Here is a 23,077-nt window from a genome sequence, read left to right as displayed (position 1 = left end):
GCTTTCAATGCCATTACCTGTCAAACTAAAAAAGGTAACAAAGCTTAAGAAATGAGCCCTGAAAATTGATTTCAAAGAAAGTAAATGTAGGTGACCAACATGATAGAAATAAAATCTTCACAGCTTAGTGACGGAGAGTTCAATAGAGGCGTATTTGCGACACGTGATATAAAAAAAGGCGAACTGATCCATGAAGCACCTGTTATCGCATATCCAAATGCAGAGCATGAACACATTGAAAAAACATTGCTTGCCGACTATGCATTTGAATATGGTATTAACCATACATGCATTCTCTTGGGATACGGGATGCTATTTAACCACTCGTATCAGCCAAATGCCACCTATGAGATTAATTTTCCAAACCATACGTTTGATTTTTTTGCTTACAAAGATATTAAAGCAGGCGAAGAGCTACTGATTAACTATAATGGTGATGAAGAAGATCAAGAACTGCTTTGGTTTGATAAAGAAAAGCAAGAAAAATAACAGCCCCGAATTGGGCTGTTATTTTTTTGCACTATGATAGGGTTTACTGATTGCTGCCCTTTACGAGAAGTCGCTGCTCCTTTTTGAGAAGGGTTCTGTTTTGCATGTGCTGTAATTGGATACTTTTCGTAAAACAGATATCTTCGCATAATGAACAGTCTACACATTTGGCAGGATCGAGTGTGATCGATTTCCGGTTATTGTCCGTATCCATTTTCAACGCTGCAGTTGGACACAAAATCGTACAAGCACCGCAAAAATTACAATCATCCGTAATAGTTGGCAGCCTGATATCCTTTTGTTTTTGCAAGGTTTCATTTTCCTCTAATTGAGTCAAAAGAAAAAATCGTTTATTCATATAAGGAAGAGCAGATTCACCGGTCATCTTCTCATATAAATGATGAGACACACCCGCCAACTCTCTTTTAACTTTTGAATGTGTATTCTCCTGCCTTCTTTCTTGGTAGGATGAAACTTCAGAACTTCCTAATAGTTCTTTAATAGCTAACTTATTCGTGGCTTTGATTTCATTAAAAAAGCCGGATAGGAAGGCCCGTCGATCTTGATCAAACGATTTGTGCTTCGCAGAATAAGTGATATCGGAAGTAATTTCTATAGAAGAACCTGCCATCTTCTCTCCAGCATGAAGCTCTTTTTTCCAAACTCTTTCACCTGTTGTTATTTCACAGGAAGTACAACTTGTATCAGAATGATAGATAGTAAGATTTTGACACTTATTCAATACAGTAACCCATGCTTCTCTTGGAATCATTCCTAAACACGGCACCGTTAAAGTTGTCACATCCCTATCTGATACGGTCATTTTTTCACAATGCAAGTACACTATTTCATTTTGTTCACATAGATGAACAAGTTCTGAAATGACTTGATTGAGAGGGGGGCGATTAAATAGCAGTGCATTCGTTGGGCAAACGGTTGAACAAAGCCCGCATTCCAAGCAATGATCATCTATTTCAATCTGTTTTTTCGAAAAAGAAATGCTTTTTGTTGGGCAATGGTCAACACAGCTTTGACAAGTGCTTTTCGGGGATATCAAATGCGCACATAAATTTGGCTCGACCCTCAATGACGTCATTTTTTGATCCATTACCTTTACCCATTTTAACAAATCCATTCTGCTCCCCCCCTCGCAAACAGTTACCTACAAATGAATAGCTGTTTCATAAAATAAAACCCTGCCTAAAAATTCACTAACGAGTAAAACTGCAAATGCTAGAGAATAGATTTTTACATTTCTCCATTTGCTATTTTTATAGGATAGGAATAATAACGCAGAAGCTGCCATGAACATCGTAATCCTTATCCAAAAGAATACATGTTTGAACGTTAATCTAGCAGTTTCAACTGCCTCTGGCAGACCAGCAAGCAGTGATGAAAAATAACCAACCATCACCACAGCTGAAACAACTAGCGACAAAATTAAAAACCCTGTAATATTAACGTTTAGTTCTCCTCTAATTGCTAAAAAAGCAGCCACGAATAGAGGACCTAATAAAAGTGATGTTAGAAAGAAAGCGAAAAGAGTACTGACTCCAGTCCAAGCAGGAATGGCTGCAATCATATAGATCTTGGCTGATGAAAAGATGGCGATAGCCCCAATAATTGAAGAGATCCAGCCAAGCATGCTGCGCTTTGCCCGATCTTCCTTGTACCAAAACCAAGTATAAAATAATAGTAACCCTACAAATGCTCCATAAAATGCTACCTCACGACTTAGCCATGAGACTCCAATATTTAAGATTGCACGATACGCGAAAAAAGGTTGACCTAAGTGGAGCATGGAAACTACTAGTGAAAAACCGCCAAGGATAAGCAAAGAAATCGATATCAGTAATCCCGTTTTTTGCGTTATACCAGCTTTTTTTCGATCTATCCACCATAGTGTCACAAATCCTCCTAATATAAGCTGTGACAAAATGGTAAAGATCACAAGTGGAAGATCATGCATGATTATACCCTCCTAAACTGTTTGCCCGGTTTTGGCAAAATAAAATGAGTAGTTGGATGAGTAATGGAAGGATCAGCAAATGTCGGCACCACGTTCACCGCACCAGAAAGTTTCGCTTCATTGTAATCCACAATTTCAATAGCCTCCATCGGACACTTTGATACACAAATTGGCGATTCACCTACATCCAATCGATCATAACACATACTGCATTTGTCCATTTTTTTCTTAACAGGATTGTATTGCGGCACACCGTATGGACATGCCTTTCCGCACATTTGACATCCGATACAAAGATCTTGATTATGAACAACGATTCCATCCTCTTCACGTTTCGTATAAGCTCCAACTGGACAAGCCTTTTTACAGGCAGGCTCATCACAATGGTTACAAGCAGTTGATACAAAAGCACGGACGGGAGAACCCACAAGATCCTCCGGCAGCTCCCGTACTGTTCTCCGTCTCATAGATGGTTCAAGCTGGTAAAAGCTTTTACAAGAAATTTCACAAGCATGACACCCGATACAACGTTCAATATTTACTAAAAACCCTAGTTTTTTCGCCATTGTTTCTCCCTCCTCTTTACGCTTTTTCTATTTTGATAAAATTATCATGGAAGGCGATTCCAAGCTGGCCTTTTTTATAGTTACCCATATCCGAAGGCAATGCCTTTACATTAAAGTTTTCGGTATAATTCACATCTTTCCACCAGCCCTCATACATCACAACCGTATCTGTCGGAATGGTCTTTGTTAGTTTGGCTGGAAGGGTCAAATACCCTGCTTCATTTAGGATGTTGACCATATCATTTTCACGAATGGAATGTTTCTTGGCCAAATCCGGGTGCATTTCAACAAATGGATGCTCTTGGATGGCGCCTAACCAATCGATATGCTGAAATTGACTATGAATGCCTAATTTCCAGTGTGGTGAAATACAGCGAATCGGATATTCTTTTGGTGCTTTATATTCCTCTACAAATACCGGAAGTGGATGGTGACCATATTCAACGGCCTTTTCTGAGTAAAATTCATATTTACCAGATGGAGTTCGGAAGTTTAAGTCTTCCCAGGCAACGGTTACCTTTTCGTTTGCCTTAACTGTTCCACCCTTTTTTCGTAATTCATCCCAGCTTTTAACGCCGAACATTTCCCTAATGTCATCGTTAAATTCTTTTTCAACCCATTCAACAAGATCTCCTGAAACTGGGAATGTACAGGAACCTGATTCTAACTCATTCAACTTCTTCGAAAGCCCCATGGCAATTTCTAAATCACTTTTCGTTTCATATAATGGTTTGATCGCCTGCTCATTCACATTCATCCAGTAATGCCAGTAACTCACATTGATTCCAACCGTCTCAAACGGAGTTGTGACAGGTAAGACAATATCCGAATATTCTACTGTTTGATTCATATATAGATCTGCTGTAACGATCAAATCCATTTGATCAAATGCCTTTTTGACTACATTTGGCTCAGGGTCCTGAGCAATTGGATTACGGCAGGCAATCCACATCATCTTAATCGGAGGATCTTGTGTCTCAAGGACTTGTGCACCAAAGTTGTTCATATTGACATAACGATCAGCTTCGCCTGCGGTTCCTTCAGGTGCTCCAAAGCTCATTGTATGGTAGTTAAATCCCCACGTTTCCCCGCCGATATAATTGACACCGCCGCCTTTTTTACCGATATTTCCTGTTATAGCAGCAAGTGCGTCGATCGCGCGAACCATAGAACCGCCGTTTGTATGACGCTGCATTCCGAAACCAATCCAAATATTAGCAGGTTTCGAAGTTGCATATTCACGGGCAATTCTTTCAATCAGGGATTGTGGTACACCTGTTTTTTCAGCTGCCCATTCAACGGTAATATTCTTTTTTACATATGACACAAATTCATGAAACCCAATCGCATGGTTGTTTACCCATTCTTCATCATATAAATGTTGATCCATAATATAACGAATCATTCCAAGGGCTAGGGCCCCATCTGTACTTGGTTTAATTTGAATATACTCATCCGCCTTCGAAGCGGTTTGTGTAATCAATGGGTCAATGACAACAAGCTTTGTCCCTTTTTCTTTAGCCTGCTCAATAAAATACATTGAGTGGGCAGATGTCCACGCTGGATTCGCTCCCCAAAGAATGATATACTCTGCGTCCATAAATTGCTCAGGATCATTGTTATAGGCTGTCCCCATATCAAATGCTTGGGCATCCGAACCGGCTGGATCACATGGTGTTCCTTGAGCACGTGTGGTATACCCAATACTTGAAAGCATCCCTTCCGTTGCATAGTTTAAAATATTGAAGTTTCCTGAATATTTATTTAAGCAAATTGGCAGTGTGTTTCCGTACTCTTTTTTGATGGAAAGAATTTTCTTGGCAATGATTGTGTAAGCTTCATCCCAACTAATTCTTTCCCAATTTCCCGTTCCGCGCCCTTTCTGCCTCATAGGGTATTTAATTCGGTCAGGAGAATAGACGATTCGTGGATACGTATTTCCTTTTACACAAAGTCTTCCTTTTGTGTAATGGTTTTTTTCGTTCCCAGTAACAAACGTAATTCTGCCGTCTTCTACCGTTGTGACAATCGAACATGTGTCATAACAATTTCGGGGGCAGGCATTGAAAAATTGTTGTTTTTGGCTATTGGACTTCGCAGCTGCTGTTGGGACAAGGCCATTCGCTGCTATACCTCCGATGGTCCCAAGTCCTAAAAGGGTACTTAATGCTGCAGAACCTTTTAGAAAAGTTCGACGAGAAACATTTTCAGTTAACATGTTTATTCCCACCTTCCATCCTTTTTTCCATTTGTAAAAATTCTTTTAATATAACGGCCATCGCATAGGTAATGGGATTTTGACTATTTTGCAGGATTCGCTCACAGTGTTTGAATCCCCATTGCAAGAGATGCTTATCTAAAAACATTTTGTAGATTTGTAGATTTTCGGTCGTTGGTTGACTTAATACGTGCAGCATAATTTCTAATTCAAATTGAATGTGATCATCTGGAACCTGACCTTCATTCGCCACTTGAAGTCCAACATAACGGTAAAAGTTCCGTACATTCAACGTTTCCTGTTGTAATACGTTTCCTTCATAGTTCCGATAACTCGATTCAAATGGTGACGCTAATAGCTTATTGGGACCCACAAATAAACGATTGTAATCATGTTCAAGAGTTTGAATGGTGTTCTCTTTTAGTTCTTCTAACATCTTTAAGCTTTGCGCCACTTCGTCTATTAAACTAGTATTTTGTTGTTCTTTTATAATCTGGACTAACTGTTTCCACTGTTCTCGAGTCAGTTGAAGTAAATCCCCTCGATAGTAATGACAAAACATCTGGTAGAATAATAATCGTTCTTCATGTTTCATTACACTTTCTTGTTTGATGGTCATATTATTCAACCTCGTTTTTAGACTGGATTTCCTTCTGAAGCTTCTCAAATTCTATCTTTTCCTCATCCGTTAATTTCATTTCTTTCTTTATGGAAGGATTTGGATTACCCACATATTCTTCATTTGGAACCATTTGAACTTTTTCTTTTATGCTCTCTTTTGCTTGCTGTTCACAGCCTAACAGGGATAGGACAATCATTAAATTTATTGATAGGCAAAGAAAAGTTTTCATATCTCTTTAACTCCCTTCAAATTTTGTTTTAAAAATACTTTGTGAAAAAGTGATCAAACTAATTGATCTAAATAAACTTTAAGCTCCAATGGTGTAGAATAATGAATTTTAAGGTATAAACCAACATTTCCCATAATTTTATAATGTATATAGTACAATTACTTATGAAATGAGTATATATTAAAAGTCTTAATTATAAGGGCGAAATAATGGCAAAAGCGTGAAGATATTATGAAAAAATTATGTTTTTTAATTTATATAGAAAAATGTTTAGGCTGTCGCACTTGAAAAATTCACACAATCAATGACGCCTCCAAAAAGAAAAAAGCCGCCCTCATTCAAAAAATGAGAACGGCAAAGTTTAATTTTCTGAGTTTCCAGCAATAGTTAAAGCCAAAGCCTAGTCTATACCATTATTTTACAGATATCATTTGTAAATTCAACAGGGTCCTGGATTGGCAATCCCTCTATCAGGAGCGCTTGATTGTAGAGTAACTTCGTATAAAGATCTAGCTTTCCTTTATCCTTTTCAAAAGCTTCTTTTAAAGATTGGAATACTTCATGATTTTTATTAATTTCAAGCACCTTATCGGCTTTGATATTTTGATTATCCGGCATGGCAGCAAGAATTTTTTCCATTTCGATAGAGATGTCACCTTCGGTAGCCAGGCAGACAGGGTGAGACTTTAAGCGTTTTGAAACGCGAACATCCTTGACTTTACCCTCTAAAATACTTTTCATATAGTCAAAGATTTCTTGGTATTCCTTCTCTTCTGTTTCGGAATCACTCTTGTTTTCTTCTCCTTCGATTCCTAAGTCACCACTGGAGATAGATTTAAATTCTTTCTCTTTATAGTTCATTAACATTTTGATGGCAAATTCATCGATATCCTCTGTGAAGTAAAGAATCTCGTAGCCTTTTTCAGAAACAAACTCAGCCTGCGGAAGTTTATCGATTCGTTCAATCGATTCACCAGAAGCGTAATAAATATATTTTTGATCTACTGGCATTCTTGATACATATTCATCCAATGTTACGAACTTCTTCTCTTTTGAAGAGTAGAACATGATGAGATCCTGTAATACTTCTTTATTGGCACCAAATTCACTATAAACCCCATATTTCAACTGGCGTCCAAATGATTTATAAAATTCTTCATACTTCTCTCGTTCATTTTTTAACAGACTTTGCAATTCGCTTTTTATCTTCTTGTTAATGTTTTTTGAGATTAGCTTCAATTGACGGTCATGCTGAAGCATTTCTCTTGAAATGTTTAGAGACAGGTCCTCAGAGTCTACCATCCCTTTAACAAAGCTGAAATGATCCGGTAATAAGTCTGCACACTTGTCCATAATTAAAACGCCATTTGAATAGAGTTCTAAGCCCTTTTCAAATTCCTTTGAATAGAAGTCAAATGGAGTTTTTTCTGGGATATATAAAATCGCATTGTAGCGGATTGAGCCATCAACACTGATGTGAATATGTTTAAGCGGCTTATCGAATCCGTAACGTTTTTCTGTATAGAAATTTTCGTAATCTTCATCTGTAAGTTCGCTTTTGTTCTTTCTCCAAATTGGAACCATGCTGTTAAGTGTTTGTTCTTCCACATAGTCCTCGAACTCGTTTTCACTGCCTTCTTTTGGTCTTCTGCCAGTTACATCCATTTTAATTGGATAGCGTATGAAGTCTGAGTATTTTTTGATAATTGACTTTAAACGATACTCTTCTAAAAACTCATCGTAATTCTCATCTTCGGTATTTTCTTTGATCTGTAAGACAATCTCAGTTCCAACCGAATCCTTTTCAGCTGGTTCGATGGTGTAACCCTCTGCTCCATTTGATTCCCACTTGTAGACTTCCTCGCTGCCTAATGCCTTGCTTGTTACAGTAACTACGTCTGCCACCATAAATGCAGCATAAAAGCCGACTCCGAATTGACCAATAATGTCATAGCCATCCTTTAGTTCTGTTTCCTTTTTAAAAGCTAAAGATCCGCTTTTTGCAATCGTACCAAGGTTTGTCTCAAGCTCTTCCTTCGTCATACCAATACCGGTATCAATAATTTTTAAGGTTCGCGTTTCCTTATCTGCAATTACTTTAATAAAGTAGCTGTCCTTATTGAAGCTTAACGAATCATCTGTTAATGCTTTGTAATAGATTTTATCAATTGCATCACTTGCATTTGAAATTAACTCTCTTAAAAATACCTCACGATGGGTATAAATAGAGTTAATCATCATTTCTAACAGCCTTTTTGACTCAGCTTTAAACTGCTTTTTTGCCATTGAAATCTCTCCTAACTTATTTGGATTCAATTATTTTTTAACGATTAGCACTCTCGACTTTAGAGTGCTAACATCGACACTAATTAAATATCATAAATTCTATGACGATGTCAATAAAATAGCGGCACACTTTTGTATGTGCCGCCTGTCTTTTTTTTGACTTTGGATTGGAATATGCTTAGTTTCTACAACTTTTCTCTTCCAACGGCTTCCTGCATTTACCCATTTGCTGATCCCCCATGCTCTTCGGTCACTCCAGGCCTCCTGCATTGACCCAAATGTTTTTTCTGAATGCTCTTCGGTCACTCCAGCTTCCTGCATTTACCCAAATGCTTTTTCTGAATGCTCTTCGGTCACTCTAGCCCTCCTGCATTTACCCAAATGCTTTTTCTGAATGCTCTTCGGTCACTCAGGGCCCCCTGCATTGACCCAAATGCATATTCTGAATTCTCCTCGGTCACTCTAGGCCTCCTGCGTTTACCCAAATGCTGTTTCTCTATGCTCTTCGGTACTCTTTAAATCTCTCATAGTTACCCAAGCCCCTTATGATTCCACCTCTCGGTAACTATAACCTTCTCATAGTTACCCAAGCCCCTTATGATTCCATCTCTCGGTCACTATAAACCTCTCATAGTTACCCAAACCCCTTATGATTCCATCTCTCGGTCACTATAACCCTCTCATAGTTACCCAATCTCCTTATGATTCCATCTCTTGGTAACTATGAACCTCTCAAAGTTACCCAAACACCTTAATATTTCTTCATTCAGTCACTATAAATCTACACACAAAAAAACCGACATTACTTTTTGTCGGTTTCTTCTGATTTGATTACCTGCAGCCTATGATCTTCAGGGTTTTCCACAATATGCTTAAGGATAGATAGCTTGTTTTCCCAAAATTTTTCGTAGAAGGATAGCCATTGCTTAAGCTCTGTTAACGGCTCTGGGTGCAGCCGATAAATTTTTTCTCTCCCAACCTTTCGTCCGCTTACCAGTTCCGCTTCGGAAAGAACTTGAAGATGCTTGGCAATAGCTGTTCGGCTGATGGAAAAATGAGATGTTATTTCTGATATCGGCAGCTCTTTTTCCGCAAGTAACTTTAGTACTTCTCTCCGAGTGGGATCAGCAATCGCTTGAAATACATCATGCTTTTGTGCGGAGGATGACACTTAGCTCTCCAAAAGAGTACGAAGTTTTTGAACAATACCAGCCCAGCCCTGAGACATATGCTCTCTAATATCAGAGGCCTTTTGGTTAGCCTTGCCAATCATTGCGTCAGATTGAGGCCAGCCGCCATGAATAACGGTGAATTCAGTCTTATCACCCAAATCCTTTAAGCTAAACGATAAAAACCAGCCCTCTGTATCCCACTTGAACGAAAGTGAATGAGGAGGATTAAACTCAGTCACTTTACACGGAGATGGACCGAATGGGGATTGTAAATGAAACTCTGCTCCCACTTCCGGTTTGAAATCATTTGGCATAAACCAGGCAGAAATGCCCTCTGCAGAAGATACCTGCTCCCAAACCTTTTGAATAGGCGCGTTAATGACAACTGTTTGTTTAATATCTTGTAATGTATTTTCCATTGATTTCTCCTGCCTTCACAATAAAATATAAAACCTTTTGGTTTCGCTTCTTGAATTATATAAAACCTTTTGGTTTCATGTCAATACGAAATTTTCTCATTTACTTTTCCCGTTACAACCGTTTGCCATACAAAAAGACACTTCCAGAAGGAAGTGCCAAAATTTTAAATCCTATGACTCTGCTCAAAATAAATGGTCTTCTTGTCATAATAACGGGCTAAAAAATTTCCGGTTAAGGACGCGAGGATTTGCTGGAAAAGCATTCCAACCACTACCGGTACAGCAACGGCCGGGGAAAAATAGGTGACAGCAATAACAGCACCAGCGCTGATATTTCTCATTCCACCAGAAAAGGTCAACGATACAATTGTATCCCGATCACTTCTGATTAGTTTACCTAGTAGAAATGAAAATAAATACCCCGTTAAGGCAATAAAAAAGACCACTACAATAATACTAATTAGTTTTAAATTTATATTTTTTAAATAAGGTGCGATTACTGCACCATTTAACATGACCACAACGCCTAGGCAGATTTTTGAAAAAGGTGCCAATGCAGCGCTTAGTTTTTTCACCGTGTTCCCTTTTGACCTCTGATTTAACCACATTCCTAGAAGTGAAGGCAGCACGATCATTCCAACTAATCCTTGCATGATACTCATAAAGTCCATTTCAATTTTTTCACCGATTAGGAATGACAGACAATACGGAACAATCAATGGAGAAAGGATGGTATCAATAAGAATAATCGAAAGGGTCAACGGGATATTACCTTTATAAATTGAAACCCAAATAAAGCTAGTTATCCCAGTTGGAATCGCCATACCCAGCACAATGCCAGTAATCGTAAAAATATCCCCTTGAAACGTTACATGACCAACACCCCAGGCCCATATTGGCATCAGGATATGTAATAGCACCATCGCAACAAGTATGGGAAGCGGGTGCTTGACCACATCTGATAAAGATTTGAAATTCGAGTTTAAACTTCCTGCAAATGTCATAAACGCAAAGATCCAAGGGATTAAATATGAAAAGTCTGTTATATATACAGAGAGTAACACTCCTAATACGACACTTGTGGGAGTGATTAAGGGCATGATTTTTTCTAGTTGTTTATTTATCTTCTGCAGCATGTTGCTTTCTCCCCAAACTTATTTTCTAAATTCCTTCCAAGCCGTAAGACCACCTTCTAAAACTTCGACTTGGTAGCCGAGACCGTCCAGAATATCAGCACATTTCGTTGCGGAATTTCCAGTGGTGCAAGTAACAACGACTGGTTGTTCCTTCGATATTTGTGCCAGCACATCTCCTTCTTCCAGAATGAAAATCACTGTTTTCGGGATGTTCAGAATTAGACACTTCTGATCTTCTATATGGTATTCATTATATTTTTCTTCTGATCGAACATCTAGAAGAAGCACTTTCTCTTCACCTTGCATTCTCTCATGAAGTTCTTTTGGACTAATTTTTTTCAATGGTAACACCTCCATTACAAAGAATATCACATTTTTAATCTTTCGGTATTTGAAAAGTTTATATTGATATTAATGTCTAAATACGTCTCAAGTCTTAGTAATAAATAAATCTCAAGTTCATTCGTATTTTTCAGGAAATCCCATATTATTAAGCTATAAGAAGTAAAGGCAGGGGATTTATGATGAAGAGAATTGTGGTTCTCCTATTAATTATCACAGGGTTATATATTGTTTTTTATCAGTCATTCCAGTTTAATGGTTTTGCTTTTGGAGGAAGTAAGGATGGCAGGGCTGAGCTGTCAAAAACCATAGACAGTATTGAGATTAATGTGGGCAGCGTTAGGACTACGATTATTCCTGAAGACCGAAATGATGTAGAAGCGGTGTTAACTGGCAAAGGCTCATTAACCGTTAAAAAAACAGGCAACAGGTTATTAGTTGAAACGAAAAAGGAAATGTTTAATTGGTTCTCTTTTTCAGGAAAAAGGCAGCTAAAAGTCTATATTCCCAAAGACTTTAACCGTAATATGAACATTCAAATTGGTTCAGGCAGCTTGGATTTCTCCGGCAAATCAATGAAATTAAATAAACTTTCTTTGGATATTGGTTCAGGGAATGTAAATCTTGATCAGTTAGAAGTGGATGAATTTACACATGATGGTTCTTCTGGCAATGTTGAAATTGACACTTTAACTACAAAAACAGGTACTTTCGATCTTAGTTCTGGAAATTTAGATATTAAACACTATACCGGCTCTCTTAATGCAGATGTTTCATCTGGAAAGTTCTCCGTACAAATGGATAAATTAAATGATTCAATTGATATTGATCTTAGTTCTGGAAATGTGAACCTTGATTTGCCCGATAACGCTGATTTTACTTTAAATGGAAACGTAAGCAGTGGAAATATTTCGAGTGAATTTCCTTTAACCACTACTAATAGTGATAAGAAAAGCCTTAAAGGAACCCATGGATCTGGTAAGCATAAGATAGATATTTCCGTTTCAAGCGGCACTGTTACTATTAACTAATTCTATAAAAAGCGCATGGACTTCGTCATCCATGCGCTTTTTACGTGTAACCAAAAAAGTTCAATTGTCATAACGTATAATGCCTCGTGCTTTTACTATGGAAGGAGCGTTATGATGTACTATTACCATTATCCAAACCCACCACACACTCAGCCGCCCGTTTACCCCAGTAATCATTATTATCAGCCAATGCACCGCCAATATCCGCAGGTGGATCCAAATGTTTTCAAGAAGTCCATTAAGACCTATCGGCTATTAATGGACCAAGGCAGCCTCCTGTTAGACAGATTAGGCGATCCAGGCTTTGATGTTAAATTAATGACAGCTGCCCAGCAGGGAAACAATTCAGAAGTGGATAGGTTAATTAAATCGATTGGACTAAAAGTGCCTGTGAAGACAAAATATACGCCAACTGGTGTGACATTTGAACTTAAAGCACACACAGATCCACATGCACCCCCGAACTGCTGTACCTTAAGAGTAGAATTACAATGGGGAAGCTAACAGACCTTCAAATGAAGGTCTCTTTTTTGGGACAAAAAAGGACGTAAGTTCTCTTGAAATTGCCGAACAGAAACATTTACCGCAATGGGAAAATCGTCATAACCAGCGTCCTTCCACGCCTTCCTCTGCTTCACCATCAGGACGAATAATTCGATAGAGGCTTGTGACCGTTTCTTGCATGGCCAGTTTCCGCCCTCTTTCCTCAAGTACATGTAAATCCCCTGGATAAATAACTTCTTTCCACAGGTTTGTATTGTCATAAAAGTTTTGCAGCTTATAGCCATATAGTTTTTCTATTCCTGGTGTTATTAATATTTTTTTGGGTGTTATAAGTTATATAAATAGCAAATAACTGGATAGATAACAAATCTATTATTTTTCCATATGCAGATCATTTTAGCCTGTTAAACTATTATTTTACTATTTCTAATTCCATCCTATAGGAGTAAAATAAAACATAGTTTATAAAACGACTTAGGACTAGGAGAATCTCGTGCAGGAACAAAATAAGAATCTTAAAGAACAAACACTTTTTACGATTACATGGCCGCTCTTAATTGAGCTGTCGCTTCATATGGGAATGGGAATTGTGGCTACATTGATGTTAGGTAATTACTCCGATCAAGCAGTGGCCGGTGTTGGTGTAGCGAACCAACTGTTAAACGTCTTTATTTTGGTATTTAATGTCACATCCATTGGTGCAACTGTTTTAATCAGTCAAAATCTTGGTGCTGGAAAACTTAAGCGCGCAAGGGAATTATCTTACTCCGTTTTTGGATTGAACTTCTGGTTTGGAATTTTGATTGCCATTATTGTTTTTGTTTTAGCAGAACCGCTGCTTCGTCTTTATAATGTTCAAGGAGTGGTTTTTGACTATGGGCTTACCTTTGTACGAATATGTGCACTATCACTCTTTTTCGAATCTATTTCTTTGGCCTTAAGCGCAATCCTTCGCAGTAATGGATTTATCAAAGAATCCATGATGGTCACCGTTTATATGAATCTAATAAGCATTGGCGGAAATATTATTGCCACTACCGGTATATTTGGGCTGCCGGTTACAGGTGTGACGGGTGTATCCTGGGCGATTTTTGCAGCACGGTTCTTTGCTGTTATCGCTCTATTATATTTGTTGTATAGCCGGCTTTCTTTAAAAATAGTTTTCAAGGACATATTCAACGTAAAAAAAGCAGATATTCGAGGATTGCTCCAGATAGGAATTCCGTCCGCAGGGGAAAATCTCTCTTACCAATTATCCCAGGTGGTTATTACGAGCTTTGTAGTTACAATGGGTACAGCCTCTTTAGCTGCAAGAGTTTATATTTTGAATATTAGTATGCTATGCTTTTTGTTCACACTCGCGCTTGCACAAGGTACCCAGCTTCTAGTCGCACGCTATATTGGGGGTAAACAATATGACCGTGCCTTAAAACGAGGAATTCGCACATTAAAAATTGCAATGGTTGCTTCCACCCTTGCCTCACTCGTCTTGGCCATAGGCGGGGATTCCATATTAAATGCATTTACGAAAGACCCATCCATTATTATGATTGGTCTTCCGGTTTTATGGGCCATTGTCTTCGTTGAACCTGGAAGAGCCATGAATATTGTCTTAATGAGCTCACTAAAGTCAGCTGGTGATGTTCGATTTCCAGTTGTAATTGGGGTTATTTCTATGTGGGGAGTAGCCGTTCTTCTTAGCTATTTATTTGGTGTTCACTTTGGCATGGGACTTTTAGGAGTATGGCTTGCTCAAGGAGCAGATGAATGGCTGCGCGGCTGTTTTGCCTTAAGGCGATGGCAGTCCAAACCTTGGGAGCGGTTTAAAAAACTAGCATTAGATTGGTAATAGAATAACATACAAAAAACGTAAGGGGCTTCTACTCCTTACGTTTTTTGTATGTTTTATAACTAATAAATATATTTCTTAATAGATCTCTGCCGATCCTGATTTCACTTCAGTAAATATACTCTTGTTTCATAAGGCTTAAGTGTAAATTCCTTCCGCAGTTTTTTATCAGCGGTTTGATAATTATGAAGGACGAGTTCCGACTTAGAATAAGACACACTCTTTGGAACCTGGAACCTTGTTGATTCACCACTAAAATTATTGATGACGATCGCCTTTTTCCCTCCTAATTTACGGGTATAGATAAACAATTTAGGATGATTTGGCAGCAATAATTCATAGGTTCCATATACAAACAATGGATGATTTTTGCGTAATTGGATCATCTCTTTATAAAAAGATAGAATAGAATCCGGGTCATCCCATTGTGCTTCAACATTAATCTCACGATAATTCGGATTAACGCCCAGCCATGTTTGATCCGCCATTGTAAAACCGCCCATATTGCCGGCATTCCATTGCATAGGAGTGCGAGCATTATCGCGGCATTGCTCCCAAATAATCTCCATGATTTCATCATGAGATCTGCCCTTCGCTGTTTCAACCTTATAGAAGTTAATCATCCCAACATCATCGTAATCCTCAATAGAAGGAAATTGGACATTGGTCATCCCTATCTCCTGACCCTGATAGATAAACGGAGTCCCTTTCATAAGGAAATACATAGCTCCAAGCATTTTCGCGCTTTCCTTCCAATATTTCTTGTCATTTCCCCAGCTTGAAACCCGGCGAGGCTGGTCATGATTTTCGATAAACAAGGCATTCCAGCCCTTACCATCCAATCCTTTTTGCCATTTGGTTAAATTCTTTTTTAACGCACGAATGTCAACTTCACCTTTTGCATTTTTTTCCCAAAGGCCTAGAAATTCAAATTGAAAAATCATGTTAAAATAACCGTTTTCTTCGCCTACCCATTTATCGGCGTCATCAAGCCCAACACCATTTGCTTCTCCAACCGTCATAATGTCATAGTTTTTAAGGGTTTTCTGAGAAAACTCCGTTAACCATTCATCAATTCCATCCACATTCATCATGTAAGGAAAACAAGGTACATAATCTAAGTTTTCCGGATTTGGCATATCAGGAAATCCTGGTTCTTTTCGGATATGTGAAATGGCGTCAACTCGGAAACCGTCGATTCCCTTGTCCAGCCACCAGTTCACCATATCGTATAAAGCATTGCGAACCTCGGGGTTTTCCCAGTTTAAATCAGGCTGCCTTTCTGAAAAAATATGCATGAAATATTCCTCAGTGGCAGCATCATATTTCCATGCTGAACCGCTGAAAATTGATTCCCAGTTATTCGGTTCCTTCCCATCCTGGCCCTCACTCCAAATATACCAATCTCGTTTTGGACTGTTTTTTGAAGAGCGGGACTCAATAAACCAAGGGTGCTCATCACTCGTATGATTGATGACCAAATCAAGAATCAATTTCATTCCCCGGCTGTGAACGCCTTCAAGCAGTTCATCAAAATCTGCCATGGTACCGAATTCATCCATAATATCTTGATAGTCTGATATATCGTAACCATTATCATCATTAGGTGATTTATACATCGGTGACAACCAAATTACGTCGATTCCTAATGCTTTTAAGTAATCTAATTTAGAGGCTACTCCTTTTAAATCTCCAATCCCATCGCCATTGCTATCCATGAAGCTTCTGGGGTACACCTGATAAGCAACACTTTCTTTCCACCACTTTTTATTCATATCTGCACCCTTTCCTTGATGTCTGTACCTATACCCACCACATTTGCGAAACAGGCTCTTCAATTAAAACAGACTTCAAGTTGGCTACCGCACGTTTGAAGCCTTCTTCAATAGACATGATTGCATCCTCATGCTCAATACTAACAACATAATCATATCCATAGGTCCGAAGCGCACTCATCATATCTGACCATTCTTTTATACTATGTCCACAGCCAACTGATCGGAAGGTCCATGCGCGCGTTCTTAATTCTCCATAAGGCTGCATATCCGTTAATCCATACATATTCACATTTTCCTGATCAATGTATGTGTCTTTCGCATGAAAATGGTGAATTGCATTTTCTTTTGCTAATATTTTGATTGCTGCAACGGGATCAATCCCCTGCCACCATAAATGACTTGGGTCTAAGTTTGCACCAATGGCGTCACAAGTTTCCTCTCGAAGTTTTAAAAGTGTGTAAGGTGTGTGTACTAAAAAGCCGCCATGAAGCTCCAGCCCGATTTTTACATTGTGTTCCTTCGCATATTGGCCAACTTCTTTCCAATATGGAATTAATTTTTCTTCCCATTGCCATTGTAAGACTGAGCCATATTCGTTCGGCCATGGGGTGACCGGCCAGTTTGGATATTTCGCTCCTTCATGATCTCCAGCAGTACCGGAAAAACAGTTAACAACTGGTACACCCAAAAGTGAAGCAAGTTTAATCGTTTTTAAAAGAGTTTCATGAGAATTTTTGGCGAATGCCTCTTCAGGTGAAATAGGATTGCCATGACAGCTAAACGCACTGATGATTAGATTCCGTTCCTTGACTTTTTTAATGAATTGCTTGCGGGCTTCCTCACTCTCTATTAATCCGTCTAAATCACAATGACTGTTTCCAGGGTAACAGCCAGTTCCAATTTCAACAGCATGAAGGCCTGCTTCCTTAACAGTATCGAGCATTTCTTCAAACGACTTTTCCGCAAATAGGACGGTAAACACCCCTAGTTTCATAAATGATTTCCCCCGCTCTCATATATTTGATCAATGATCTGTGAAACCTGAAGTGCCTCTTCTGGCTTCACTACCAACTCTTCAAGACCTAGACAAGTATTGATAAAATTCTTTGCTTGAAGAAGACCTGGTTCATCATCACCAGGTAACCAAGCTGGCTCACTATTAAATAGCATTCCGTTTTTCGTAGTGTAAAGTTCAAATGGAAAAACACTTAGGCCTCCGTCTACACCTGAAATACTGAGGTGCTCGGCGTCATCCTTTATGTTGGCCGCCCATGATGTTTCAAACAACATAGAGGGACCACCTTCAAATTGAATATAGGCAGTCACATGATCATCAACATTAAAGGTTTCATGATTAAACGAACCCCATTGATTGACTTGATTAGGTGTCTTACTTAACGTGTTATAGACAGTGCCTGTCACCGTGAGATGTTTTGGATTGCCCATCAGCCAAAGAGCTAAATCTAGCAGATGACAGCCATAATCAATTAAACTGCCGCCGCCCTGCAAGACTTTATTGGTAAACACTCCCCATCCGGGTACTTTGCGGCGTCTTAACGCCTGTACCCTTACCACAAGCGGTTTCCCTACATCTTGCATGACCTTTTTGGCTGCTTGGGCTTCTTTCATAAAACGGTAATGATAGGCAATGGCAAGAACTTTATCTGCCTTTTTAGATGCGGCGACCATCTTCTCACATTCCTCCGTACTTAACGCCATCGGCTTCTCACACAATACATGGACTCCCGCTTCAAAAGCAGCAATTGTGATTTCTGCGTGGAATTTATTTGGTGTGCAAATACATACTGCATCAACCTGTGAAAAAAGATAATGATAATCCGCAAAAACTTGAGGGATGTTATATTTATCTGCAGTTTCCTGGGCTCGTTCAATGTTAATATCACATAGTGCTGTAATTTCACAACAATCATTTAGTTGAATAAACGCAGGGATATGGCGGCTTTGAGCAATACCGCCAACCCCAATGATTCCAATACGAAGTTTTTTCATCGTTCTCTCACTCTTACAATTTGTTTTGTTTTGTTGGACTCGAGTGCTGCCAAAATAACCTCCAATGATTTCATACCTTCCTGACCGGTTACCGGTACTTCTTGATCATGAACAACTGAATCCACAAATTTATCAATCACATGTGAATTTTTCTGACCACCAGCGTCATTGGACTGAATTTTGCCAAGCTGATAATTCACTACTTCACCATTCGCATATTGAACCACTAAAGAATTCGTTGGGTCATCTTCTAAACGAAGAATGGCCTTCTCTCCATAAATAATCGTAGAGTTATCTTCCTTGCTTACATAAGCCCAGCTTGCCGCAAGGGTTCCGATAATACCACTTTCGGTTTTTAGGACACATACCGCGTTATCATCAACATCAGCGAAATCTTTTGCGCTTGTTTCCACAAAAGAACCTACTTCTGTAATTTCTTCACCTAGAACATAGCGGAGTAAATCGGTCTTATGAACTCCCAGGTCACCCATGGCACCAACAAATGCTTTTTCTTTTTGAAAAAACCAGCCTTCTTTACCCTCGACACTCCAGCCTTCTGGTCCTCTATGACCAAATGCTGTTCGGAAACTATAAATTTTACCGATTTCTCCGTCCTCGATTAACTTGCGTGCCCTTTGATGAGATGGTACAAACCGCTGATTATGCCCAATCATTAACTTTTTGCCGCTTTCTTTTGACGCTGCAATCATCGCTTCAGCTTCTTTTTTTGAAGTAGCCATTGGTTTTTCACATAGAACGTGAATACCTGCATTTAATGCAGCAATCGAAATTGGGGCATGAAGATAGTTTGGTGTGCAAACACTGATTGCATCCACTGAACCGCTGCTTATTAACTCTTCGTAGTTCGTATAGGCTTTAACACCATATTTTTCTGCCACGCTAAGTGCACGATCCTCATTGATATCACAAACAGCAATGAGCTTCACATTTTTATTCGATTGATATTCAGGTAAATGACGGTGCTGAGCAATGCTGCCACAGCCTATTACACCTACTCGTAACTTTTCCATGTTTACTTTCCTCCAATTACTTCAAGTGGTTTAGCATTTCCATAAACCGGACGCTCACGCTTTACCGGCGCTGCCCATTTCACCGCATTGGTAATGACACGTTGAATGTCTGTATTGTGGTAAGTCGGATAGGTTTCATGACCTGGACGGAAATAGAATACTTTTCCGTTCCCGCGTTGGTATGTACATCCGCTCCGGAACACTTCTCCTCCTTCAAACCAGCTTGTAAAGATCAGTTCATCTGGCTGCGGGATATCAAAATGTTCCCCATACATTTCTTCTTTTTCTAATTCAATATACTCAGAGATACCTTCTACAATCGGATGACTTGGATCTATGACCCAAAGTCTTTCTTTTTCGTCTGCTTCCCGCCATTTTAAATCACAGCTTGTTCCCATTAAGGTTTTAAAGATTTTGGAGAAATGTCCGGAATGAAGAACAATCAGACCCATGCCGTTAAGGACACGCTGCTGAACCTTTTGAACGATTTCATCCTTTACTTCACCATGTGCTAAGTGCCCCCACCAAACTAATACATCTGTATTTTCCAGAACTTCATCCGTTAAGCCATGCTCCGGTTCGTCTAAGGTTGCTGTTCCTGCAGCGTATCCTTCAGCCTTAAGAAATTCAGCGATTGCACCGTGGATGCCGTTAGGATAAATATCCCTTACAACTGGATTTTTTTGTTCGTGACGGTTTTCATTCCATACTGTTACGTTTACCATAATAAACATCTCCATTTTCAGTTTACTTTATCTCTCATTTTAATAGATTAAACAATTATTGAAACGGCTTACATTGACACGTAGGGTGGAAAATATTGAACTCAATACCTACTTATCCTTCAATAATTTTAAGTAATTCATGCTGATTTCAATGCTTTCAAAGGGTGAACGGCGGCAAACATCCTGCTCGATTACCCACCACTCGACTCCGTTTTCCTTTCCTTTTTGGATCACGGCTTCAATATCAACGCCACCAGTTCCAAGCTCAGCAAAAAACTGTTCATCATCTGTCGTCATGTCTTTCAAATGAATAAGCGGTGTTCGATTTTTATAACGATCGATCCACTCAACCGGATTTTCACCCGCTTTCGTCAACCAATAAACATCCAGCTCTGCCTTTAGATTGTTCGCGTTTGTTTTATCAAAAATAGTTTCAAGGATTGTTCTGTCATTGAATATGCGCTCTAGTTCAAAATCATGGTTATGATAGCAAAGGATAATGCCTTCCTGATGACAAGTTTCACCAGCTTGATCTAGAAATGTTATTAGTGCTTTGTAATCCTCTTTCGTGCGGCGATCTGGCAGCAAGTACGGACAGACCACATAGTTACTTCCTAATATTTTCTGATTTTCAATAACTTGACACAGATTGTTTTCCAATTCTTCCAGCGGCACGTGGCTGGCTGCTGCCCTTAGCCCAAATTCATTCAATAACCCCTTTACCTCTTTGGCAGTCAATCCGCCATACCCCGCAAATTCAACACCATCAAAACCAAGTTCAGCTACTTTTTTTAACGTTCCAGCAAAATCTTGTACACACTCTTCCCGCAAGGTGTACATTTGGACAGCTATTGGAATGCTGGTCATAACTTCTCCTCCATTTCTTGGAACCTTCCTTATTTGATTACATCTTAACGGCTGTTTCTGCAATTAAACATAGATGATATAATTAAAACATCTATTATTTTGCTATTTTTATAAAAAAAGAGGAATGGTTATGACCACAAATATACTTTTTTGCGGCTACTCGTTTCACAGAAATGGATATCATTCGCAGCATAAATCCGGATACCCCTCTTATCTATTCCGCTTGCAAACAGATGGACTTTGTGAGGTAGTAGTGAAAGGTAGAAAAATGAAGCTCGAAAAAGGGGACCTGCTGCTTATAAAACCAGGGGATCACTATGAACTTCTAGTAAATGCTGGCCAAAAAAGCGGCGACTATCACTTAGTCTGCGAAGGCACATGGATAGACGAATGGTGGAACACTTCCGAAAAACCGGATGTCTCCAGTATCGATTTGGATGATAAGCTGCTGGTTCTATGGCGCCATATCATGATTGAAAAACGTCGTCCCTCTTCCAGCCAAAACGAAGAGCTCACAAGCTATTTGCTGCGAGCTCTCTGCTTAACTTTAGAACGGGCCATTAATGAAACAGTGCCTTCTTTCAACGCTCCCTATTCTGTGACAAGGATGATGCGATATATAGAAGAACATGCTACGACCTCACTTAAAGTCGAGGATGTGGCTAGGCATGCTGGTCTTAGCATCTCGCGGTCCGTTCATCTTTTCAAAAGCAGCGTTGGGAAAACGATGATTGAATATGCCCTTGAAATCCGTTTATCCGCTGCAATTGAGCGAATGAAATACACATCCTTGACACTCGAGCAAATTGCCGTGGATTGCGGCTTCGGCAGCTATCCATACTTTCATAGAGTATTTCATAAGAGATATGGCGTTGCTCCCGGGATATACAGACGTCAAGAATATTAGAAAAAAGAGGGATGAAAGCTTTCCCTCTTTTTGTAATAGTTTGTCCTATTTTCTTGGATCTACATAATCAGGATAATCGGTAATAATTCCGTCCACGTTCATATCTAAAAGAAATTGAGCTGCTTCATGGCTGCGAACTGTCCAGGATTGGATTTTCATTCCAAGAGAGTGCACTTGATCAACCAATTCTTTTGATACGATTCCGTAGCTTGGGTTAAAGTAATCCGCATAGGTTGCAAATTCTTTCAACGCTTGTTCTGTTGTGTGGGCTCTATTGGATGTAAGGACACCAATCGGTACTTTCGGCAACAGGCTGTTAGTTAGTTTCATAGATTCAAAATTAAAAGATTGAATGATGATTTTTTCATTTTGCGGCTTATCTAGATTTCGTTCGATTAATTTTTGGGCTACTTGTGCTTCAATTCCAGGATAAAGCTCAGGTGATTTTAATTCTATTAAAATACCCGTTTTTCCATGATAGCGGTCAAGAATTTCATCGAATGTAGGAATTCTCTCACCAGTAAATTGTTCGCCCTTCCAGCTGCCTGCATCAAGACTTCTAATCTGTTCAAAGGTCAAGTCCTTCACATACCCCGTCCCATCTGTTGTTCTGTCAACCGTATTATCATGAATGATAACCAATTCCCCGTCCTTACTTCTTTGGACATCAATTTCAATATAATCTGCTTTCATTTCGACGCCTTTATCAAAAGCGGCAATCGTATTTTCCGGTGCATACCCTGTTGCTCCGCGGTGGGCAACAAGATCCACTTGTCGTATTTCCCCAGTTGTTTCAGCTGCAAAAGCCTGTTGAAAAGGATTAAATAATAAACTAAAAGCCAGGCTCGCTCCAATTACAAATGCTTTTTTCATTTTTCTCCATCTCCCTTTTATATGCTGTTACTACAAATAAAATTGTACGGGAGA

General features: G+C 39.2%; 24 protein-coding genes. 5 read left to right on the top strand and 19 right to left on the bottom strand.

Going from position 1 to position 23,077, the window contains the following annotated elements; genetic code table 11:
- Positions 1–99 precede the first annotated feature (99 nt).
- Positions 100–489: an SET domain-containing protein gene (locus tag V7108_RS18650; RefSeq protein ID WP_335517461.1), complete on the top strand. Its 390-nt coding sequence runs from the start codon at positions 100–102 to the stop codon at positions 487–489.
- Positions 490–532: 43 nt separating this feature from the next.
- On the opposite strand, the gene V7108_RS18645 is transcribed toward V7108_RS18650, so the two are convergent.
- The 11 genes from V7108_RS18645 to V7108_RS18595 form a co-directional block, all read right to left on the bottom strand.
- Positions 533–1,624: a 4Fe-4S binding protein gene (locus V7108_RS18645; protein ID WP_335569062.1), complete on the bottom strand. Its 1,092-nt coding sequence runs from the start codon at positions 1,622–1,624 to the stop codon at positions 533–535.
- Positions 1,625–1,651: 27 nt separating this feature from the next.
- Positions 1,652–2,458 carry a dimethyl sulfoxide reductase anchor subunit family protein gene (locus V7108_RS18640; protein ID WP_335569061.1) on the bottom strand — a complete coding sequence of 269 codons (807 nt, stop codon included), beginning with the start codon at positions 2,456–2,458 and terminating at the stop codon, positions 1,652–1,654.
- A gap of 2 nt (positions 2,459–2,460) precedes the next feature.
- A complete protein-coding gene (locus V7108_RS18635; RefSeq protein ID WP_335517468.1) occupies positions 2,461–3,024 on the bottom strand; it encodes a 4Fe-4S dicluster domain-containing protein in 564 nt (187 codons plus the stop codon).
- Positions 3,025–3,040: 16 nt separating this feature from the next.
- The gene (locus V7108_RS18630) at positions 3,041–5,242 is read right to left on the bottom strand and encodes a molybdopterin-dependent oxidoreductase (protein ID WP_335569060.1); all 2,202 of its coding nucleotides are present in this window, start codon (positions 5,240–5,242) and stop codon (positions 3,041–3,043) included.
- Complete coding sequence (locus V7108_RS18625) at positions 5,232–5,861, bottom strand: TorD/DmsD family molecular chaperone (RefSeq protein ID WP_335569059.1); 630 nt, start codon at positions 5,859–5,861, stop codon at positions 5,232–5,234. The genes V7108_RS18630 and V7108_RS18625 overlap by 11 nt, the downstream gene beginning before the upstream one ends.
- A 1-nt stretch (position 5,862) precedes the next feature.
- Positions 5,863–6,093 (bottom strand): hypothetical protein, encoded by a 231-nt coding sequence (locus V7108_RS18620; protein ID WP_335569058.1) that lies wholly within the window; start codon positions 6,091–6,093, stop codon positions 5,863–5,865.
- 405 nt (positions 6,094–6,498) lie between these two features.
- Complete coding sequence (htpG, locus tag V7108_RS18615) at positions 6,499–8,379, bottom strand: molecular chaperone HtpG (RefSeq protein ID WP_335569057.1); 1,881 nt, start codon at positions 8,377–8,379, stop codon at positions 6,499–6,501.
- An 802-nt stretch (positions 8,380–9,181) separates the two neighbouring features.
- Positions 9,182–9,550 carry an ArsR/SmtB family transcription factor gene (locus tag V7108_RS18610; RefSeq protein ID WP_335569056.1) on the bottom strand — a complete coding sequence of 123 codons (369 nt, stop codon included), beginning with the start codon at positions 9,548–9,550 and terminating at the stop codon, positions 9,182–9,184.
- Entirely contained in the window at positions 9,551–9,970 is a 420-nt protein-coding gene (locus V7108_RS18605) for an SRPBCC family protein (RefSeq protein WP_335569055.1), read from the bottom strand. It abuts the gene before it with no gap.
- 164 nt (positions 9,971–10,134) lie between these two features.
- A complete protein-coding gene (locus tag V7108_RS18600; protein ID WP_335569054.1) occupies positions 10,135–11,106 on the bottom strand; it encodes a bile acid:sodium symporter family protein in 972 nt (323 codons plus the stop codon).
- Positions 11,107–11,124: 18 nt separating this feature from the next.
- Positions 11,125–11,457 carry a rhodanese-like domain-containing protein gene (locus tag V7108_RS18595; protein WP_335569127.1) on the bottom strand — a complete coding sequence of 111 codons (333 nt, stop codon included), beginning with the start codon at positions 11,455–11,457 and terminating at the stop codon, positions 11,125–11,127.
- 170 nt (positions 11,458–11,627) lie between these two features.
- Between V7108_RS18595 and liaG the strand changes: the two genes are divergently transcribed.
- Together liaG and V7108_RS18585 are read left to right on the top strand one after the other, a co-directional pair.
- Complete coding sequence (gene liaG / locus V7108_RS18590; RefSeq protein WP_335569053.1) at positions 11,628–12,479, top strand: LiaG family protein; 852 nt, start codon at positions 11,628–11,630, stop codon at positions 12,477–12,479.
- A 111-nt stretch (positions 12,480–12,590) separates the two neighbouring features.
- Positions 12,591–12,983: a hypothetical protein gene (locus tag V7108_RS18585; protein WP_335569052.1), complete on the top strand. Its 393-nt coding sequence runs from the start codon at positions 12,591–12,593 to the stop codon at positions 12,981–12,983.
- A 96-nt stretch (positions 12,984–13,079) separates the two neighbouring features.
- On the opposite strand, the gene V7108_RS18580 is transcribed toward V7108_RS18585, so the two are convergent.
- Entirely contained in the window at positions 13,080–13,256 is a 177-nt protein-coding gene (locus V7108_RS18580) for a hypothetical protein (protein ID WP_335569126.1), read from the bottom strand.
- Positions 13,257–13,476: 220 nt separating this feature from the next.
- On the opposite strand from V7108_RS18580, the gene V7108_RS18575 reads away from it, so the two are divergent.
- Entirely contained in the window at positions 13,477–14,832 is a 1,356-nt protein-coding gene (locus tag V7108_RS18575; RefSeq protein ID WP_335569051.1) for an MATE family efflux transporter, read from the top strand.
- Between the two features lie 104 nt (positions 14,833–14,936).
- Here V7108_RS18575 and V7108_RS18570 read toward each other — a convergent pair whose 3' ends face one another.
- The 6 genes from V7108_RS18570 to V7108_RS18545 all read right to left on the bottom strand — a co-directional run bounded on the left by V7108_RS18570 (position 14,937) and on the right by V7108_RS18545 (position 21,243).
- Positions 14,937–16,607 (bottom strand): glycoside hydrolase family 13 protein, encoded by a 1,671-nt coding sequence (locus tag V7108_RS18570; RefSeq protein WP_335513043.1) that lies wholly within the window; start codon positions 16,605–16,607, stop codon positions 14,937–14,939.
- 28 nt (positions 16,608–16,635) lie between these two features.
- Complete coding sequence (locus tag V7108_RS18565; RefSeq protein ID WP_335513045.1) at positions 16,636–17,604, bottom strand: sugar phosphate isomerase/epimerase family protein; 969 nt, start codon at positions 17,602–17,604, stop codon at positions 16,636–16,638.
- Complete coding sequence (locus V7108_RS18560) at positions 17,601–18,620, bottom strand: Gfo/Idh/MocA family protein (protein WP_335513047.1); 1,020 nt, start codon at positions 18,618–18,620, stop codon at positions 17,601–17,603. The genes V7108_RS18565 and V7108_RS18560 overlap by 4 nt, the downstream gene beginning before the upstream one ends.
- Entirely contained in the window at positions 18,617–19,651 is a 1,035-nt protein-coding gene (locus tag V7108_RS18555) for a Gfo/Idh/MocA family protein (RefSeq protein WP_335513049.1), read from the bottom strand. Before V7108_RS18555 ends, V7108_RS18560 begins: the two co-directional genes overlap by 4 nt.
- A gap of 2 nt (positions 19,652–19,653) precedes the next feature.
- Positions 19,654–20,376: a ThuA domain-containing protein gene (locus V7108_RS18550; protein WP_335513051.1), complete on the bottom strand. Its 723-nt coding sequence runs from the start codon at positions 20,374–20,376 to the stop codon at positions 19,654–19,656.
- Between the two features lie 108 nt (positions 20,377–20,484).
- Positions 20,485–21,243: a sugar phosphate isomerase/epimerase family protein gene (locus tag V7108_RS18545; RefSeq protein WP_335569050.1), complete on the bottom strand. Its 759-nt coding sequence runs from the start codon at positions 21,241–21,243 to the stop codon at positions 20,485–20,487.
- A 130-nt stretch (positions 21,244–21,373) separates the two neighbouring features.
- On the opposite strand from V7108_RS18545, the gene V7108_RS18540 reads away from it, so the two are divergent.
- Entirely contained in the window at positions 21,374–22,150 is a 777-nt protein-coding gene (locus tag V7108_RS18540) for an AraC family transcriptional regulator (RefSeq protein WP_335513056.1), read from the top strand.
- A 45-nt stretch (positions 22,151–22,195) separates the two neighbouring features.
- Here the strand turns inward: V7108_RS18540 and V7108_RS18535 are convergent, their stop codons facing one another.
- Complete coding sequence (locus V7108_RS18535) at positions 22,196–23,023, bottom strand: glycerophosphodiester phosphodiesterase (RefSeq protein ID WP_335569049.1); 828 nt, start codon at positions 23,021–23,023, stop codon at positions 22,196–22,198.
- Positions 23,024–23,077 lie beyond the last annotated feature (54 nt).

Origin of the sequence: Neobacillus vireti (assembly GCF_036962345.1) — a bacterium.
GTDB classification, from domain to species: domain Bacteria; phylum Bacillota; class Bacilli; order Bacillales; family Cytobacillaceae; genus Neobacillus; species Neobacillus vireti_A.
This window is presented reverse-complemented; position numbering and strand designations above follow the sequence as displayed.